At 74.3% G+C, this 17,386-nt stretch carries 16 protein-coding genes and 10 tRNA genes; 7 read left to right on the top strand and 19 right to left on the bottom strand.

The genetic code is table 11. The features are described 5' to 3' along the window. The first annotated feature begins 76 nt into the window (after positions 1-76). A complete protein-coding gene (locus tag Drose_RS38785; protein ID WP_313900028.1) occupies positions 77-961 on the top strand; it encodes a nuclear transport factor 2 family protein in 885 nt (294 codons plus the stop codon). On the opposite strand, the gene Drose_RS17790 is transcribed toward Drose_RS38785, so the two are convergent. The 3 genes from Drose_RS17790 to Drose_RS17780 all read right to left on the bottom strand — a co-directional run bounded on the left by Drose_RS17790 (position 946) and on the right by Drose_RS17780 (position 4,353). Next, a complete protein-coding gene (locus Drose_RS17790) occupies positions 946-1,671 on the bottom strand; it encodes a hypothetical protein (protein WP_260729298.1) in 726 nt (241 codons plus the stop codon). The genes Drose_RS38785 and Drose_RS17790 overlap by 16 nt on opposite strands. Before the next feature lie 62 nt (positions 1,672-1,733). Continuing rightward, complete coding sequence (locus Drose_RS17785) at positions 1,734-2,300, bottom strand: DinB family protein (RefSeq protein ID WP_260729297.1); 567 nt, start codon at positions 2,298-2,300, stop codon at positions 1,734-1,736. Positions 2,301-2,484: 184 nt separating this feature from the next. Further along, the gene (locus Drose_RS17780) at positions 2,485-4,353 is read right to left on the bottom strand and encodes a hypothetical protein (protein ID WP_260729296.1); all 1,869 of its coding nucleotides are present in this window, start codon (positions 4,351-4,353) and stop codon (positions 2,485-2,487) included. Between the two features lie 264 nt (positions 4,354-4,617). Between Drose_RS17780 and Drose_RS17775 the strand changes: the two genes are divergently transcribed. After that, entirely contained in the window at positions 4,618-6,651 is a 2,034-nt protein-coding gene (locus tag Drose_RS17775; protein ID WP_260729295.1) for a methyl-accepting chemotaxis protein, read from the top strand. Next, positions 6,648-7,220 carry a hypothetical protein gene (locus Drose_RS17770; RefSeq protein ID WP_260729294.1) on the top strand — a complete coding sequence of 191 codons (573 nt, stop codon included), beginning with the start codon at positions 6,648-6,650 and terminating at the stop codon, positions 7,218-7,220. The genes Drose_RS17775 and Drose_RS17770 overlap by 4 nt, the downstream gene beginning before the upstream one ends. A 578-nt stretch (positions 7,221-7,798) precedes the next feature. On the opposite strand, the gene Drose_RS17765 is transcribed toward Drose_RS17770, so the two are convergent. From Drose_RS17765 to Drose_RS17715, 11 genes are all read right to left on the bottom strand, one after another. Continuing rightward, a tRNA-Cys gene (locus Drose_RS17765) sits at positions 7,799-7,869 on the bottom strand. Positions 7,870-7,942: 73 nt separating this feature from the next. Next, positions 7,943-8,026: transfer RNA gene (locus Drose_RS17760), tRNA-Tyr, on the bottom strand. A 37-nt stretch (positions 8,027-8,063) separates the two neighbouring features. Then, a tRNA-Val gene (locus tag Drose_RS17755) sits at positions 8,064-8,135 on the bottom strand. Next, positions 8,136-8,215 (bottom strand) — tRNA-Met (locus Drose_RS17750). Positions 8,216-8,217: 2 nt separating this feature from the next. After that, positions 8,218-8,292 (bottom strand) — tRNA-Glu (locus Drose_RS17745). Between the two features lie 26 nt (positions 8,293-8,318). Then, a tRNA-Leu gene (locus Drose_RS17740) sits at positions 8,319-8,392 on the bottom strand. A gap of 79 nt (positions 8,393-8,471) precedes the next feature. Next, positions 8,472-8,546: transfer RNA gene (locus tag Drose_RS17735), tRNA-Gly, on the bottom strand. A gap of 11 nt (positions 8,547-8,557) precedes the next feature. Beyond that, positions 8,558-8,631 (bottom strand) — tRNA-Asp (locus Drose_RS17730). A gap of 56 nt (positions 8,632-8,687) precedes the next feature. Beyond that, a tRNA-Gly gene (locus Drose_RS17725) sits at positions 8,688-8,761 on the bottom strand. 21 nt (positions 8,762-8,782) lie between these two features. Further along, positions 8,783-8,856, bottom strand: a tRNA-Glu gene (locus tag Drose_RS17720). A 311-nt stretch (positions 8,857-9,167) separates the two neighbouring features. Next, entirely contained in the window at positions 9,168-9,443 is a 276-nt protein-coding gene (locus Drose_RS17715) for a hypothetical protein (protein WP_260729293.1), read from the bottom strand. On the opposite strand from Drose_RS17715, the gene Drose_RS17710 reads away from it, so the two are divergent. Beyond that, the gene (locus Drose_RS17710; protein WP_260729292.1) at positions 9,442-9,978 is read left to right on the top strand and encodes a GNAT family N-acetyltransferase; all 537 of its coding nucleotides are present in this window, start codon (positions 9,442-9,444) and stop codon (positions 9,976-9,978) included. The two genes, Drose_RS17715 and Drose_RS17710, sit on opposite strands and share 2 nt — an antisense overlap. Positions 9,979-10,025: 47 nt before the next feature. Here the strand turns inward: Drose_RS17710 and Drose_RS17705 are convergent, their stop codons facing one another. Then, a complete protein-coding gene (locus Drose_RS17705) occupies positions 10,026-10,598 on the bottom strand; it encodes a histidine phosphatase family protein (protein WP_260729291.1) in 573 nt (190 codons plus the stop codon). A 68-nt stretch (positions 10,599-10,666) separates the two neighbouring features. Between Drose_RS17705 and Drose_RS17700 the strand changes: the two genes are divergently transcribed. Next, complete coding sequence (locus tag Drose_RS17700) at positions 10,667-11,365, top strand: HAD family hydrolase (protein WP_260729290.1); 699 nt, start codon at positions 10,667-10,669, stop codon at positions 11,363-11,365. Here Drose_RS17700 and Drose_RS17695 read toward each other — a convergent pair. Genes Drose_RS17695 through Drose_RS17685 form a run of 3 tightly spaced genes read right to left on the bottom strand, consistent with a single transcriptional unit; the run spans position 11,362 to position 14,056 of the window. Continuing rightward, positions 11,362-11,835, bottom strand: a complete 474-nt coding sequence (locus Drose_RS17695) for an Lrp/AsnC family transcriptional regulator (RefSeq protein ID WP_260729289.1) — start codon at positions 11,833-11,835, stop codon at positions 11,362-11,364. The two genes, Drose_RS17700 and Drose_RS17695, sit on opposite strands and share 4 nt — an antisense overlap. Before the next feature lie 29 nt (positions 11,836-11,864). After that, positions 11,865-13,001 carry an acyl-CoA dehydrogenase family protein gene (locus Drose_RS17690; RefSeq protein WP_260729288.1) on the bottom strand — a complete coding sequence of 379 codons (1,137 nt, stop codon included), beginning with the start codon at positions 12,999-13,001 and terminating at the stop codon, positions 11,865-11,867. After that, complete coding sequence (locus Drose_RS17685) at positions 12,998-14,056, bottom strand: M24 family metallopeptidase (RefSeq protein WP_260729740.1); 1,059 nt, start codon at positions 14,054-14,056, stop codon at positions 12,998-13,000. The genes Drose_RS17690 and Drose_RS17685 overlap by 4 nt, the downstream gene beginning before the upstream one ends. Before the next feature lie 151 nt (positions 14,057-14,207). On the opposite strand from Drose_RS17685, the gene Drose_RS17680 reads away from it, so the two are divergent. Then, positions 14,208-15,119, top strand: coding sequence for a 5'-3' exonuclease (locus Drose_RS17680; protein WP_260729287.1), 912 nt, complete (start codon positions 14,208-14,210; stop codon positions 15,117-15,119). On the opposite strand, the gene Drose_RS17675 is transcribed toward Drose_RS17680, so the two are convergent. Next, a complete protein-coding gene (locus Drose_RS17675; protein WP_260729286.1) occupies positions 15,116-15,712 on the bottom strand; it encodes a helix-turn-helix domain-containing protein in 597 nt (198 codons plus the stop codon). The genes Drose_RS17680 and Drose_RS17675 overlap by 4 nt on opposite strands. Before the next feature lie 67 nt (positions 15,713-15,779). On the opposite strand from Drose_RS17675, the gene Drose_RS17670 reads away from it, so the two are divergent. Continuing rightward, positions 15,780-17,378: an NAD(P)/FAD-dependent oxidoreductase gene (locus Drose_RS17670; protein WP_260729285.1), complete on the top strand. Its 1,599-nt coding sequence runs from the start codon at positions 15,780-15,782 to the stop codon at positions 17,376-17,378. Positions 17,379-17,386: the final 8 nt, after the last annotated feature.

Below are 17,386 nucleotides of genomic sequence, written 5' to 3'. Positions count from 1 at the left end.
ACGGCCGAGCACGGCGTGCGTCTCCCGCGCGGGCGTGCCACCGGCCACCGCTCCGGCGGTCGATAGGCTCGCGGCGATGAACACCGACGAGACGGACGCCGACGGGCTCGCCGGTGCGCTCGCCGCGCACCTCGACCGGCTCACGTTCACCGACCGCACCGCCGACCAGGTCACCGAGCTGATCCTCGACGCCGTCGCCGGCTGGGGGCGGGCCCGGGGCTGGCGGGTCTACCGGCGCGCGGCCAGCGTGGTGCCGCTGCCGCCGCCGTACGAGTCGCGGCGCTCCGTCGTCGACGTCGGCTGTGCCCGCACTGACGGCCCGCCCGTCGTGGTGGAGGTCGACCATTCCGACCGGCGGCGCACCCTGGAGAAGCTCGCGGCCGAGGCGGCGGCGGGCCGGGTGGCGCTGTGGGTGCGCTGGGGCGCCGGACGCTTCGCCACGCCCCCGGCGCCGGTGCGGCTGGTGCCGTGCCGGGTCACGTCCCGCACCGCCCTCCAGGGCCGGGGCCGGGTCTTCTCCCGCCCGGCGAACACCGAACGACCGGCGCCGGCGCACTCCAGCGTGGCCGGCGGCTTCACGGTCGAGGTCATGGACCCGGACGTCGAGCTGGTGCTGCGGGCCTACGCCGCGTTCGCCGCCGGCGACATCGAGGGCGCCGTCCGTGACCTGCATCCCGCCGTCGAGTGGATCGAGCCGGACGAGTTCCCGAACGGGGGCCGCCACGTCGGCCCGGCCGCCGTCGCCCGCTACCTGCGGGCGTCGTACGACGGCTGGCTGGAGCTGCACTCCGAGCCGTCCGCGACGCGCCGCGGCGACCGGATCGTCGTGGTCCACCGCGTCCACGGCGTCCTGCGGGACCTCAGCGTCCACGAGGCCACCGTGGTCGACGTGTTCACCGTGGCCGGCGGCAAGGTGGTCCGGATGACCGCCTACGCGGATCCGGCTCAGGTCCCGGACTGACCCTGGCTCGGCGGGACGGCCAGGAGCCGCTCGAAGACCGGCATCGGGTCGAGGGAGGCGTACGAGCGTGCCTTGTCGACGGTGACGAGCGCTGAACAGTTCCGGTCGACCGCGACGACGAGCGGCAGGCGTGCGAGACGGCGGTCGAAGACGAAGACGAAGCTCACCTGCGTCGGCAGGGCGATGCGCAGGCACGGCTGGGCGGGCGCCGCGGCCGGCAGGGCGTTGAGGAGCCGGACGAAGCTGTCCACCCCGGTCGTGAGCGTCCGCGGCGGCGCGACGGTGGCGCCGGTGCCGCGCAGTGCCGTCTCGCACCGGGTGATCGAGACCGCGCCGAACGGCACGAGCTCGCCGGGCCGGTCGGCGGGCAGGAGCCCGGCCGACCGGATCGGCACCTCGGCGCAGTTGACGGCGCCGAGGCCGGTGAGCACCGGCGAGGCCGCCGGGGACGACGGGGACGACGGGGACGACGGGGACGACGGGGACGTTGACGCGGACGGCACCGGGGACATCGACGCGGACGGCGACCCCGAGCCGGTCACCGAGCCCGCGCCCGGCGCCGCCTGCGGCAGGGCCGGCACCCCCGACTGCGCGGCGAGGGACAGCGCGCCGTCGCGCGTGCCGCCCCAGACCGCGGCGGTGCCGGCGAGGGCGAGCGCCGCCGCGGTGACGCCGACGGCAACACCGGCACGGCGCGGTCCGGAGGTCATGGCTCCCACCCCGTCACCCTGATCGTTTTCGGTCAGACCTCAGCGTACTGGACGGCGGGCGCTCAGGCCGGCGGCTGCCAGGGTCGCAACCATGGGGTCGCCGGCCAGCCCTCGACGGCGGCCATCAGCGGCATCGCGGTCGCGCCGTCCAGCGACTCGCGCACGATGTCGGCATGGCCGGCGTGCCGGGCGGTCTCCTCGATGAGGTGCAGCAGCACCCAGCGGACCGACCAGGCGTCGACGTCGTCGGGGAACCACGGCACACCCTTCGGCACCGGCACCGGCGCACCCAGGTCGGCGATGCCGGCCACCGCCTCGTCGGTCTCCCGGCCCGCGGCCGCGTAGTCGGCGACCACCCCGGCGAGCGTCTCCCCGGGCAGCAGCGTGAACCCGGCGACGTAGTCGATCTCCGGGCCGGGGCGCCGCAGCATGATGCCGATCCAGTTGCGCTCCATCTGCGCCAGGTGCTTCACCAGGCCGCCGACGGTCAGCGAACTGGCGCCCGGCGCCGTGCGGGCCTGCTCGTCGGTCAGCCCGAAGGCCGCGATGCGCACGGCCTGCCGCTGCTGCTCCAGGAAGGCCAGGAGGCCCTCCCGCTCGTCCCCGACCGGTGAAACGTTGCCCGGCATGTCCACACCTTTCTCTCGCGACGTTGTCAGGGCCATCATCGCGAAAGATGCGGACAAGTACTGACCGGCTTCAGGAAGCCGGGGTGGGTGGTAATGGCAGCGGCAGGCCGGGCAGGCCGCCGGCCAGCGGCGCGGTCGCGGTGAAGAAGGTGCTGTGCCTTGATGAAGTCCCGCAGCCGCCCGCTCAGTCCGGCCGGCCGGTGATCAGGGACGCACCCGGGATCCTCGGTCTCAGCGGCGGGCAGTGGGTGTGCGTGGCGACGGCGAGCCCGCCGCACTGCGCGGGCAGGTCGACCAGCAGGTTGCGGTCGTAGACGAGCACCACCCAGCGGTCGAGGTCCTGCCGCTCGACGGGCGGGCCGAACCGGTCGACCACCGCCTCCACGGTGCCGTAGACCGGGTTGTCGAGGTCGACGACGACGAACCGGGCGTCGTGGCGGGTCGCGTCGTACCAGTCGGCGTTGGACTCCCAGCGGAACGACCGGATGTCCGGGCCGATCACCGGCGCGACCCGGACGGCGCCGCGGGTGGCGAGGGTGATGCTGTTCGCCGCCCAGTAGCCGCCGAGGCCGTAGCGCAGGTCGTTGGCGACCAGCCAGTCCGCGGCCGGGCTGCCCTCCGCCGGCTGGGGCGTCGCGGTCGCCGCCTGGACGGCGAACGCGGCGACCAGCACGCCGGCCAGGGTGCCCAGGACGAGCCGCGGCAGGGCCGGCGACCCGGCGGGCCCGGTCACCGGGCCGGTCACCGGGCGGGTGGCCAGCGCCGCCAGACGGTCACCCCAGACCCGGCCGGCCAGAGCGGCGCCGAACGGCAGGACGACGACGATCTGGCGGGCGCTGAGCAGGCCGTCGGCCTGGGTGGAGACGACGAACGCGCCGAGGTTGACCAGGATCGCGGCGACGAGGAGCTCGGCGACGCGGTCCCGCTCGGCCGCGCCCGCCCGGCCCCGGACCGGTGGCCGGTTCCACGGCCCCCGCAGGGCGCGGACGGTGACGGTCCCGACCGCGGCCGCCGCCAGGATCAGCAGGCCGAGGCTGACCACCCCGGCGGCGACCGCCAGCGGCGCGACCGGCGCGTCGCCGAAGTGCGGGAAGTAGGCGCCGTAGTTGAGCGCGATCGCCTGGGCCGCGAGCCGCAGGTGCCCGGGAATCTCGCCGAGCGGGCTGAACTGCGCGATCGGCGCGTGCACGGAGAACCCGCCGGCCCGCCAGATCAGCGCGAGCACGCCGTGCGCGACGGCGATCGAGCCGACGGCGGCGACGAGCAGGTGGGCGTCGGCGCCACGCCACGTGCGGTCGCGCAGCAGGCGCAGCGCGCTGACCCCGGCGAGCGGCAGCGCGCCGACGAACAGCGCGAGCGGGTCGCCGACCTGGGCGATCGCGAGCAGGCCGGCGACACCGGCCGGCCACCAGCGCCGCAGCGGCGTGCCGGCGCGCCGGTCGACGAGCAGCCAGGTCACCAGCAGCGGCACGGCGGTGCCGGTGTGGTTGGGCGCGTAGAGGACGATCGCCCAGCCGCTGTCCGGCACGGGGACGAGCAGCGCGGCGACGGCGAGGCCGGCGCGGGCCCAGCCGGCGCGACCGGTCGCCGCGCCCTTGGCGACGAGGGCGGCGAAGACGATCAGCAGCGTGTACGTGCTCGTCGAGGCGACGTGCACGACGTCCGGGTCGAGCCCGTAGAAGAACTCGATGATCGCGTACTGCACCAGCTCCGTCGTGTAGAACGAGACGTCGCTGAGCGTCCAGCCGCGCAGCAGGACGTTGCCGTGCACCATGTCCCACGCCTGGAGCGCGTTGGCGCCGGCGTCGGCGTTGACCGGTTTGGCGCGGGCCATCCGCAGGTAGCCCAGGACCATGACGGCCAGCCCGGACAGCAGCAGGCCGGCGGTGGTGAGCCGCTGCCGCGCCGGCCGGTCAGGCCGGTGGACCGGCGCGACGACCGGTGCCGCGGCGGGCGTGGGGGCCGCGGTAGTGGAGCTTTGCCGGGGGATGCCGGCGTCGGGCACGACCGACGGATCGGCGGACCCCGGGACACCGCCGAGCGTTGCGCTCACACCGCCTCCGACGCTTTCTGCCGCCGCGCGGTTCGCGGCGCCGGTGAACATGATCCAAGCGTGATCAGCGCCGACCACCGCCCTGGACCGGACCATTGTGGGACACGGCCGCCAGCACCCGTTCACCCGGCTCCGGCCGAGTCGGGGCCGTCACCCGGGTCGAGCGGACGCGGGCCGGCCGCACCCCGCCGGTTTCGGCGGCGGCCGCACCGGGTCCGCCGCCGGAAACCTCAGGACCGCGCCGGGCGTGCCGAACCGAGCGGTATGAGTGGTTCGCGGCGGCCTGCGCTGCTCGCGCCGGTCCTGTGGCTGTCCGACCGGGTCCGGACGAGCACCCGTCTGGCCGTGCTGTGTGTCGTCCTGCTGGTACCGGGGCTCGGCGCCACGTACGCGTACAGCACCTCGGTGGGTGGCCAGGTCGACTTCACCGGCAGCGAGATCCACGGCACCGAGGTGGTCCGCCCGGCGCTGGCGGCGATGGTCACGATCACCTCGGGCCGCGCACCCGACCTGGCGCCGCTGCGCGCCGCCGTGGGCGACCATCCGGAGCTGAACCTCGGCGACGAGCTGGGCGCGGTCCCGGACGGCGGCGGAGTGCCCGCGGCCACCGCCCTCGCCGCGCTCGTCACCGAGACCGGCAACCGCTCGAACCTGGTCCTCGACCCGGACCTGGACTCCTTCTACGTGATGGACATCCTGGTCGTCCAACTGCCCAGGGCCCTGCTCGCCGCCTCGTCGGCGGCCGCACCGGGCACCGGTCCGAGCGACGCCGCGGCCGACCTGGTCGCCGCGAAGGCGATCCACGCCGGCACGCTCGCCAACGCCGCCGCGGCGATCCGGACCGGGCAGGCGACCGCGGTCGGGCAGACCGCCGACCTCACCCTGGCGAGGAGCCTCGCGCCGCTGAACGCCACCGCCGACGCCGTCGCCGCGCTCGCCGGCGCCCTCACCGCCGCGCTGCGGGAGCCGGCGCCCGGCGATGCCCGCCCGGTGGCCGAGGCGGCCGGTGCCACGCTCGACCCGGCCACCGACGCGCTGCGCCGGCTGCTGCGGGTCCGGTACGACCGGCTGGCGCAGGGCCGCACGATCAACCTGACCGTCACCGCCGCCGGCCTGGTCATCGCGATCTGGCTCGCCGCCGCGGTCTGGTGGCGTACCCGGCACGACGTGCGGCTCACGGTCGCCGGCGTCACCGCCACCGCGGACGGCGACCTCAGCCGGCGCGAACTGCCGTCCGGCCGCGACGAGCTCGGCGACATCGGCCGGGCCCTGGACAAGGCCCGGCACCGCCTGGCCGAGCAGGAGGAGGAACTGCGACGCGGCCGGCGCATCCGCGAGGAGCAGCTCCACGCGAGCTTCGAACAACAGCGCGAGGGGCAGCGCCAGTTGCGCGAACGGGCCCAGAACGCCGTCGACGAGTCGGTCGGCGCGATCACGCGGGAGCTGCGGGAGGTCGTGGCGCAGGTCCACGAGGTACGCGGCGCCGCCCGGACCATCGAGGACCGGGTCGCCTCGGCGGACCGCGCCACCGCCTCCGTGGTCGACCGCGCCGGCCAGGCCGAGCGGGTAGTCGCCGCCCTCGGCGAGAGCCTGCGCCAGGTCGCCGGCACGACCCAGATCATCGCGGGCATCGCCGCCCAGACCCGGCTGCTCGCGCTCAACGCCACCATCGAGGCGGAACGGGCCGGCGAGGCGGGCCGCGGCTTCACCGTGGTCGCCAACGAGGTGAAGGACCTCGCGAGCAGCACCGCCGAGTCCACCGAGCAGATCTCGGCCACGATCACGTCGCTGGAGCGCCACGCGGCGGAGATGGCGGACACGATCGAGGCGATGGTGGCCGGGGTCGGCGGCGTCGGGGAGGCGACCGGGGTGCTGCACACCGTCGCGCTGGACCAGCATGCGGTCGTCGAGCGGCTCAACGGCCGGGTCAACGAGACCCTGGAGCGCATTCAACAGATGTCGACCCTCGCCGAGCAGCTCGAGCGCCGGCACGCGGAGCGGATCGGCGCGACCGGCCCGGTGCGCATCAGCGTCGACGGCGGGCGGGAGGTCGTCACCGCCGAACTGCTCGACCTCAGCCAGGGCGGCCTGCGCTGCCGCGCCGCCGCCGGGGCGCCGGTGCGGGCCGGCGACACCGTGAGCGTCGAGCTGGCGCTCGACGACGGGCCGCTGCAGATGCACGCCCAGGCCATGCACTGCCTCGGCATGGACACGCAGACCGAGATCGGGCTGCAGTTCCTCACGCCCCCGACGTGGGCCACCGACCGCATCAAGCGCCATGTGGCCGCCATGTCGTGAGCGGTCCGGCCGCGGCCCGCACGGACGCCGTGACGGCGGACCGGTGGGACGACGTGATCCCGCACTCGTCGCGGGCCGCGCGGTCCCTGATGGACGGGCTGCGCGGAAGCTTGTCCGCACGGCCGGCTACGGCCACGGATCTCGGTGTTCCCGGACGTGGCCAACCTGCCGCTGCGCCCGCCGGCCGCGCCGGCGCGTTCTGGGACGCGATCGTGGGCATGGGCGGCACACGCCGTACGCCGCCGGGTCTGTCGCGGGCACTTGGAGACGCCGTCGCGGTGCGCCACACGCTCTGGAGCACGGACCGGTCAGCGCGGGTCTCCGGGGAGCACCACCTGCTCCGGGGCGCGCATCCCGGCCCGGGCGCCGCGCACGACACCGGCATCCGGATCGACGGGCACAAGCCGCGGATGCCCGGGCGGATCGGCGACGGCTGGCCGCCCGGCTCGCCGACGCCCGCATCGACGAGGCGGCGGCCGGAGAACGCGGGGCGGCTGTGCGGCATCGCGGAGGCGTTCGCGGGCGGCAGTTCCTTCGGCGGCCGTCGACGGTGGTTGAGCCGTCATTGAGCTCGAGATGCCGGGGGGTGCGCGATGGGTGTTCGAGCCGCCGGGGTTCGGAGGTGGCACCGTTCGATAGCCGCACCCAGGCGGCCGTGGGGGACATTTCGGACATCTTGGTGCAACGACACCTATCGATGGATGAGCTTTCTCATGATCGTGGAGCATTGTGGTAGCCCACCGGACAAAAAGTCTCCACAATCATGATGAATCGACCCGAATCACCTCGACGTCAATCGATGCGTTCCCCAGGATCTCACCGGCCGGCGAAGCGCGCGACCCGAAGCGGATCACGCTCCACACCCTGGCCCCGGCGACGGCGTCGGTACGCAAGATCGGCGGATTGGCGCTGCCGAGGGGCCCGGAGAGCGTTCACGTGCACCACCTCGCCGACTCCAACCCGCCGACTCCGAGCCGACGACTCCGGCAGGACCCACGACCCAACCTGACCGACAACCCCGACAGGACCACCGCCGAACCAGCGAGCCCCGAGCACCCCTCAAGCAAGATCGGCGTTTCAGCGACCCCCAACTGCCGCCTGCGAGGCCAAGGGCAGCCGGCCCGGCACAGTGGACCGCACACGGACGAGGCCACAGCCGGACTCGAACCGGCGTCCCCCGCTTTGCAGGCGGGTCCCTGACCACTCGGGCATGCGACCGTGCCGGGCCGTGCCGGGCCGTGCCGGGCCGTGCCGTGCCGTGCCAGACCGCAACAGACCGTGACGGGCTTCGTGCGGGTGGAGGGATTCGAACCCCCTGAGCCCACTGGCGACTGGGTTACAGCCAGCCCCGACTCTCCGACGTCGGCGCACCCGCGGAGATGACCGGCCGGCCCCGTGCCCGACGGTCAACGTGCCCGCACCAGGTCTCGAACCTGGGCCCTCCGCCGTGTGAAGGCGGCGCTCTCCCCCTGAGCTACACGGGCTGGGGGCAGGGGTGGGATTTGAACCCACGATGCTCCGGCTTATGAGACCGGCGAGGACGGCCGAACTCCTCTACCCTGCGAGCAGCGCGGACGGGACTTGAACCCGCAAGTGTCCTGGGTGAAAGCCAGGCGACTCTCCCAATTCGTCCACCGCGCCATGTCCCGGCTTCCGGGACGTGTGCGTGCCCTCGGCGCGATTCGAACGCGCACCGTCGACGTCCTCAACGTCGTGCCTCTGCCTGTTGGGCCACGAGGGCGGGGGCCGGGCGGGGTGATGGCCCGCCCGGACCGGGGGTGAAGCTCGCGAAAACACGGAACCGAAACACTGGAAACCTGAGCGGCAACCGGGACTCGAACCCGGGACCTTCGCCACGGCGAGGCGACGCTCTGACCTGACTGAGCTACAACCGCGTGGTGCTGCGCACCGCCGACCGGATTCGAACCGGCGACCTCGGCCTCGACAGGGCCTTGCTCTGACCGACTGAGCTACGACGGCAACGTGGTGGCCGGACGGGATCAGTCCCCCCGTTCGCTGATCCCGGCCGGCACCAGAGCGGTAGCGGGGACTTGAACCCCGTCTGTGCCTGCTTGGAAGGCAGGTGTCCTGCCGGTTGGACGACTACCGCACCGACACTTGTGCTGACACGTCGCCCGTCCGGGGGTTGAACCCGGTCTTCCGGAGTGAGAATCCGGGGGTCTACCCACCTCAGCCTCACGGGCGGTGCTGCCACCGCCGGCCTGGGGCCCGCGTGGCATGGTCCGAAGCCCCCGAGTCGAACGGGGTGTCTCGCGCTCCCAAGGCGCGTGGGTTTCCGTCTCCCTCGCTCCGGAAAATGTGTGCCATCCACTGTGAACTTGTCAATGCGCGACGCCATCCCGACCATTTCCGGGCAGCCTGCTGTGCAATACCGTGCCGTGTCGAAATGCGATTCCAGGGCAGCGTGGATCACGCCCTGCCGCGAGTGGAGGAAGGCAAAGAAAAAGCCGCCGTTCCCGGTGCTGGGAGGCGGCGGCCGCGGAGCCGGTGGGCTGTCAGCCGCACCGCCTGCCGAGGTGCCCGATCTCCCGTTCGTCGAGATAACCCAGCTCATCGACGCTGCCGAGCCCGCCGTCACAGCGAAGGACGGCCTCACCGCACGGCGTGAGCCGATGCGGTGCGAGCGCGGGGTGTCGCGTCATGGCGATCCTCCAATCCGTGGTGACCGAGCCGTGTCCTTCGGGCCGGCTTCTTTCCCGGCCCTTCTCGGTGCTGATGAATACGATACGCATTCGCCAGCCGGAGCACAATGCGTTTATCTTGTACGTCATGCCGGAACTCGTCCGACCCACCGTCGACCTGCACCATGCCTGGCTCGAATCCCGCGACGACTGGGGCCGCGGAGCGCATCAGGACGGCAGCGGCCTCCACGAATCCGACGACGTCGACTCGCCCGAGGGGTTCGGGGCCTGGGTCGACCGGCTCAGCCGCCAGTCCGACGAGACGGTGCCGGTCGACGCGGACCGCGTGCGCGCGTCGTACTGGTGGATCGTCGAGGGCGGGGCCGTGCTCGGCGCGATCACGTTGCGCCACCGGCTGAACGAGCGGCTGCTGGAGGCCGGCGGCCACGTGGGCTACGGCGTGCGTCCGTCGGCGCGGGGCCGCGGCCTGGCGACCTGGGCCTTGGCCGCGGTGCTGGACGAGGCGCGCGGCCTCGGCCTCGACCGGGTGCTGGTGTCGTGCGCGGTGGACAACCGGGCGTCGGCCCTGGTGATCGAGCGCAACGGCGGCGTGCTGGAGGATGTCCGTGAGACGTGGCTGGGGACCGCCCGCCGCTACTGGATCTCCCTCGCCGGCGGGGCGTGAGCGCGGCCGGCACCCGGAGCCCGTCGAGCACCGGCGGCCGGTGGCGGTCAGGCGACGGGAGCGTTCCAGGCGCGCAGGGACGCGTTGCCGTGCTCGTGGCCGAGCACCGACAGCGTCGCGGTGTCGAGGCTCAGCCGGGCGCCGAAGGAGACGGGCTGGTCCAGCCACCGCGAGGCCAGGGACCGCGAGGCGTGGCCGTGGCTGACCACCGCGACGTCGCCGACGGTCAGCATGGGTCGCGCCTTGCCCAGGAACCGGTCCATGCGGACGGTGACCTGCTCGGGCGTCTCGCCGCCGGGGCAGCCGTCGGTCCACAGGTCCCAGCCGGGCCGCTCGGCGCGGATCTGCTGCGTGGTGAGGCCCTCGTAGTCGCCGTAGTCCCACTCGGCGAGATCGGCGTCGATCTCCGTGACGGTCAGGCCGGCGAGCTCGGCGGTGCGCAGGGCCCGCTTGCGGGGGCTGCTGACGACGGCGACGAAGGAGCGGTCGGCCAGCGCCCCGGCGAGGCGCCGTGCGCGCTGCGCACCCTCCGGCAAGAGGTCGAGGTCGGTGGTGGAGGTGTGCCGCCCGTTGGCGCTCCACTCGGTCTGCCCGTGCCGCACCACGACGATCTCGCCCACCCGCCCATTCTGCCCCGGGGGCCGGTCGGGACGGACCGGGGAACCCGGAGTACCGCTACGCTGCACGCGTGGACGGGCTTCTGGTGCTGTGGGACGTCGACCACACATTGGTCGACGTCGACGGGCTCGGGCGCGAGGCGTACGATCTGGCGTTCCTGCGACTGTTCGACCGGCCGGTCGTGCACCAGCCGCCGATGGCCGGGCGCACGGACCGGGCGATCGCGCTGGACATGCTGCGGCTCAACGGTGTGGCGAGCCCGGAGCGGCACCTGGAGGCCATGCGGGCCGCCGCGGAGGCCGCGCTCGACGAGCTCGCCGAGCAGCTACCGGCCCGGGGGCGGGCGCTGCCGGGCGCGCATGAGGCGCTGCTGGCCGTGCGGACCACGGCGGCGGTGCAGTCGCTGCTCACCGGCAACGTCCGGCGCATAGCCGAGGTGAAGCTGGGCCCGTTCGGGCTCACGAAGTACCTCGACCTCGACTCGGGCGCCTACGGCTGGAGCGACACCGTGCGGGGCCACCTGGTGCACGTGGCCCGCGCCGCGGCGGCCGGCCGGCACCGGCGCCGGTTCCCGGGCAACCGCACGGTCCTGATCGGCGACACCCCGCTGGACGTGGAGGCGGCGCTGAGCACCGGCGCGGGCGTGGTGGCGGTGGCCACCGGCCGGTTCTCCGTGGCGGAGCTGCGGACCGCCGGCGCCCACGTGACGTTGGAGAACCTCGCCGACACCCAGCGGGTGCTCGACGCGATCACGGAGGCCGGACGTTAGGCATTCGGAGCGCTGGGCGAGCTGCCGGGCTGCCTCACGTTGGGGCGGTTCTCGTAGGGCGTGGACAGCACGACCGTGGTCCGTGTCGTCACGTTGGCGGCCGAGCGGATCTCCTGCAGCAGCCGCTCCAGGGCGAGCGGGTTTTCGACCCGGACGAGCAGCATGTAGAAGTCCTCGCCGGCCACCGAGTAGCACGACTCGATCTGCGGCAGCTTGGCGAGCCGTTCCGGGGCGTCGTCGGGCTGCGACGGGTCGAGCGGCCGGATCGCGACGAACGCGGTGAGCGACAGGCCGAGCGCGTCGTGGTCGATGCTGGCCGCATAGCCCTTGATGACGCCCCGCTGTTCGAGGCGGCGCACCCGCTGGTGCACCGCCGACACCGACAGCCCGACCCGCTCGGCCAGGTCGGTGTAGGACAGGCGGCCGTCGGCGGCCAGTGCCGCCACGATCGCGCGATCGGTCTCTTCCACGGTGGAACCTTATCGCCCTGCGCGACGTGTCACAGCGACCTGGAGATCACCATGCGCTGGATCTGGTTGGTACCCTCGAAGATCTGCAGCACCTTGGCCTCGCGCATGTATCGCTCGACGGGGTGGTCGGTGACGTAGCCGGCACCGCCGAGGACCTGCACCGCGTCGGTGGTGACCCGCATCGCGGTGTCGGTGCAGAACAGCTTGGCCTTGGCGGCCTCCGCGCCATGCGGCAGGCCGGCGTCGCGCAGCCGGGCCGCGGCCAGGTAGAGCGAGCGGGCGGCGGCGATCTGGGTGGCCATGTCGGCGAGCATGAAGCCGAGGCCCTGAAACTCGAGGATCGGGCGGCCGAACTGGTGCCGCTCCCGCGCGTAGGCGACGGCGTAGTCGAGCGCGGCCTGGGCGAGCCCGACGGCGCAGGCGGCGATGCCGAGCCGGCCGCCGTCGAGGGCGCTCATCGCGATGCGGAAGCCGCCGCCCTCGTCGCCGACGAGCCGGTCGGCGGGGGCGGGGGCGCCGTCGAGGACGATCTGGGCGACCGTCGAGGAGCGCAGGCCCATGGTCCGCTCCGGCGCCTGCGGCTGGAGGCCGGGGGTGCCGGCGTCGAGCAGCAGGCAGGAGATGCCGGAGGTGCCCGGTCCGCCGGTGCGGCAGAAGACGTTGTAGAAGTCGGCCTGCCCGGCGTGCGTGATCCACGCCTTGGTGCCGCTGACCCGCCAGCCGTCGGCGCCGGCGACGGCCCTCGTGGTCAGGGACGCGGCGTCGGAGCCGCTCTGCGGTTCGGACAGGCAGTAGGCGCCGAGCAGCTCGCCGCCGAGCATGTCGGGCAGATGCCGCTTGCGCTGCGTCTCGGTGCCGTACGCGGCGACCGGGTAGCAGGAGAGGGTGTGCACGGACACACCCTCGGCGACGGCGAGCCAGCGGGCGGCCAGTTCCTCGATGACCTGGAGATACACCTCGTAGGGTTGGGCGCCGCCGCCGAACTCCTCGGGGTAGGGCAGGCCGAGCAGCCCGGCCCGGCCGAGGAGCCGGAAGAGGTCGCGCGGGAACCGGCCCTCGGCCTCGAACTCGGCGACGCGGGGCACCAGCTCGCCGTCGGCGATCTCGCGGACGAGGCCGATGAGCTCGCGTCCCGCTTCGGGCAGGAAGGGACGCTCGACGGTCACAGGACCACCAGCCCGGTGTCGATGGTGTTGAGCCGGTCGACGCCGCCGGCGGTGCAGACCACGATGTCCTCGATGCGGGCGCCGTGCCGGCCGGCGAGGTAGACGCCGGGCTCGACGGAGAAGGCCATGCCGGGCTCCAGGGGCGTGCTGTTGCCGGCGACGATGTAGGGATCCTCGTGGCCGTCGAGGCCGATGCCGTGCCCGGTGCGGTGCAGGAACGCGTCGCCGTAGCCGGCGGCGGCGATCACGTCGCGGGCGGCGGCGTCGACGGCCTCGGCGGTGACGCCGGGACGGACGGCGGCGACCGCGGCGTGCTGTGCCTCTCGCAGGACGCTGTAGTAGGCGAGGAAGTCGACGGGCGGCTCGCCGACGCTGTAGGTGCGGGTCGAGTCGGAGCAGTAGCCGTCGGGCATCCGGCCGCCGATGTCGACGACGACCGGCTCGCCGGGGCGGATCACCCGGTCGGAGACGCCGTGGTGGGGGCTGGCGGCGTTGGGACCGGCGGCGACGATGGTGAACTCGACGGTGGCGTGGCCGGCGGCGCGGATCGCGGCGGCGATGTCGGCGGCGACCATGGCCTCGGTGCGGCCGGGGCGCAGCCACTCGGCCATGTGGGCGTGCACGGCATCGATGGCCCGGCCGGCCCGGCGGAGGGCCTCGACCTCGGCCGGCGACTTGCGCAGCCGCAGGCCGGCGAGCACGGCACCGGCGAGGCGCTGCTCGGCGCCCGGCAGCGCGGCGCGCAGCGCGAGGACCTGCTCGGCCCACATGCGGTTGCCGAGGCCGACGGCGCGGACCGGCCCGGCGAGGACGGTGCGCAGCAACTGGTACGGGTCGGTGCCGTCGTCGTGGTCGACGAGCTTGACGCCCATGCCGGAGGCGGGTGACGCCTCGGCGGCGGGCCGCTCGAGGCGCGGGACGATGAGGGTGGCCTCGCCCTCGGCGGGCAGGACGAGCAGGGTGAGCCGCTCCAGGGCGTGCGCGTCGTAGCCGGTCAGGTAGCGCAGGTCGGCGCTCGGGGGGATGAGCAGGGCGTCGAGGCCCGCTTCGGTCATGGCGCGGCGGGCGTCGGCCAGCCGGGACGGGGGGTGCAGATCCTGGTGGGACACGGACTCAAGCTTAACGAACGTTCGGGTGCGGGCGGGAGTCCGGCGGCCCGTACCGACGGGTGGGTATCGGGCGATCCGGGTGACGTAGGCTGGCTCGGTGGACGCCCGCCCGCTGCTGCTGATCGACTCCGCCAGCCTGTACTTCCGCGCCTACTTCGGCGTGCCGGAGTCCGCCGCCAAGGCACCCGACGGCACCCCGGTCAACGCCGTGCGGGGCTTCCTCGACATGCTCTCGACGCTCGTCCGGGGCCGCAACCCCGACCGCCTGGTCTGCACGCTCGACGAGAGCTGGCGCCCGGCGTGGCGGGTGGCGCTGCTGCCGTCCTACAAGGCGCACCGGCTCACCCCGGCCGGCGGCGAGGAGGTCCCCGACGCCCTCGCGGCACAGGTGCCCATCATCCTCGACTTCCTCGCCGCCCTCGGCATCACCGCCGTCGGCGCGCCCGACCACGAGGCCGACGACGTCATCGGCACCCTCGCCGCCCGCGAGCCGGTCCCGGTCGAGGTGGCCACCGGCGACCGGGACCTCTTCCAGGTCATCGACGACGCCCGGAACGTGCGGGTGCTGTACTGCGGGCGCGGCGTCGCGAAGCTCGAGGTCCTCGACGACGCGGCACTGCACGCGAAGTACGGGGTGCCGGCGGCCGGATACGCCGACTTCGCCGCCCTGCGCGGCGACCCCAGCGACGGCCTGCCCGGCGTGGCCGGCGTCGGTGAGAAGACCGCCGCCCGGCTCGTCGACCGCTACGGCGGTCTCGACGGCATCCTCGCGGCGCTGGACGACCCGGCGGCGGGCTTCGCGCCCGGGCTGCGGGCGAAGATCGTCGCCGGCCGCGACTACCTGGAGAAGGCCCGCGACGTGGTGGCCGTCTCGCGGACGGTGCCGATCGGGCCGCTGGAGACCAAGCTGCCCACGGCCCCCGCCGACAGCGACCGGCTCGTGGAGCTGGCCCAGCGGTGGGGCCTCGCCGGCGCGGCCAAGCGGATCGTCGACGCCCTCGCGCGCTAGCGCGCCTTCGGGTCTCTCCCGGCCGGGCGGGCCCGGACGTGGACCCGCTCGCCCTGCGGGCCGAAGAGGTTCAGCACCTCGGCCGGCACGTCGTCCGGGTTGCTGATCGCATGCGGCACGTGGGTGTCGAACTCGGCGACTTCCCCCGCGGTGAGCACGATGTCGTGCTCACCCAGCAGGAGCCGCACCCGCCCGGACAGCACGTAGAGCCACTCGTACCCCTCATGGGTCTTCTGCTCGCCGCCGCACTGGTGGCGGGGCGGCAAGATCTGCTTGAACGCCTGCACGCCGCCCGGCCGGCGGGTCAGCGGCAGGAACGTGACACCGTTGCGCACGATCGGCCGGGCGTGCACGCGCGGGTCGCCGGTGGCGGGGGCGTCGACGAGCTCGTCCAGCGGCACCTGATGGGCCCGAGCGAGCGGCAGCAGCAGCTCCAGCGTCGGGCGGCGCTGCCCGGACTCCAGCCGGGACAGCGTGCTGACGGAGATGCCGGTGGCGGCCGACAGGTCGGTCAGCGTGGTGCCGCGCTGCTGCCGCAACCGGCGCAGCCGGGGGCCGACGTTGTCCAGGACCTCCGCGAAGTCTTCAGTCACCCCACCAGTTTGCCAAAGCGGCAAGGGTTCTTGTCGAAGCGGCGAACATGGGCGCACAGTTCGGAGCATGAACGAGCGATACGACGTGGTGGTCATCGGCGGCGGCGCGGCCGGCCTGAGCGGGGCACTGGCGCTGAGCCGGGCCCGCCGGTCCGTGCTCGTGGTGGACGCGGGCGAGCAGCGCAACACCCCGGCCGGGCACGTGCACAACTATCTGGGCCGCGAGGGCACGCCCCCGGCCGAGCTGCTGGCGATCGGCCGGCGGGAGATCGAGTCGTACGGCGCCAAGGTCGTCACCGGCACCGTGACGCGCCTGACCCGTGGCGGCGGCGGCTTCGGCGTCGCGCTCGCCGACGGGCGGCACGTCCACGGGCGCCGCCTGCTGGTGACGACGGGGCTGACCGACGAGCTGCCGGACATCCCGGGCCTGGCCGGGCGCTGGGGTCGCGACGTGCTGCACTGCCCGTACTGCCACGGCTGGGAGGTGCGGGACCGGGCGGTCGGTGTCATCGCCACCGGCCCCATGGCCGTGCACGCGGCGCAGCTCTGGCGGCAGTGGAGCGCCGACGTGACGCTGTTCCCGCACACGCTCGGCGACCTGCCCGACGACACGTGGGAGGCGCTGGCCGCCCGCGGGATCGCGGTGGTGACCGGCGAGGTCACCGGCGTCGAGGCCGACGGCGACCGGCTGACCGGGGTGCGCCTGGCCGACGGCACGCTCGTCCCGCGCGAGGCGGTGGTGGTCCAGACGCGGCTGCGGGCCCGCGCGGACCTGCTCGGCCCGCTCGGGCTGGAGACCGCCGAGCGGCGCGTCGGTGACGCCGTCGTCGGCACGTACGTGCCGGCCGAGCCGACCGGCGCGACCGCCGTGCCCGGCGTGTACGTGGCCGGGAACGTCGCCGACCCCCTCGGTCAGGTCATCGGGTCGGCGGCCGCGGGGCTGACCGCGGCCGGCGCGATCAACGCGGACCTGATCGCCGAGGAGATCCGGGTCGCGGTGGCCGCGCGCAAGGGGGTCGAGGGGATCGCGCCCCACGTCGCCGAGATGTTCACCGAGGCGTACTGGGAGGACCGGTACGCCGGCCGGTCCGCGTTGTGGAGCGGCCGGCCGAACCCGCACCTCGTCACCGACACCGAGGACCTCACACCCGGCGAGGCCCTCGACGTCGGCTGCGGCGAGGGTGGGGACGCGATCTGGCTGGCGCGGCGCGGCTGGCGGGTCACCGGCGCCGACATCTCCCCCACCGCGCTGGAGCGCGCCGCCGCGCACGCGGCCGCCGCCGGCGACGACGTGGCCGCGCGGACCACGTGGGTCCACGCCGACGCGCTGTCGTGGACGCCGGAGCCCCGCCGGTACGACCTGGTCTCCGCCCAGTTCGTCCACGTGCCGACCGGGCTGCGGGAGGCGCTGTTCGCGCGGCTCGCGGACGCGGTCGCGCCCGGCGGGACGCTGCTGATCGGCGGCCACCACCCGTCCGACGTGGGCGTGGTCCCCCGCCCGGACGTTCCAGAGCTGTTCTTCACCGGCGAGGAGATCGCCGCCTCGCTCAAGCCCGACGAGTGGGAGGTACAGGCCGCCGAGGCCCGCCCGCGAACCGTGGCCCACCCGGAGACCGGCCAGCGGGTGACGATCCACGACGCCGTGCTGCGAGCCCGCCGCCGCTGACCCTCACC

Source organism: Dactylosporangium roseum (genome assembly GCF_025264685.1).
Taxonomy (GTDB): Bacteria; Actinomycetota; Actinomycetes; order Mycobacteriales; family Micromonosporaceae; genus Dactylosporangium; species Dactylosporangium roseum.
The sequence above is the reverse complement of the archived record's forward strand: the minus strand, read 5'-3'. Positions and strand labels throughout refer to the sequence as shown.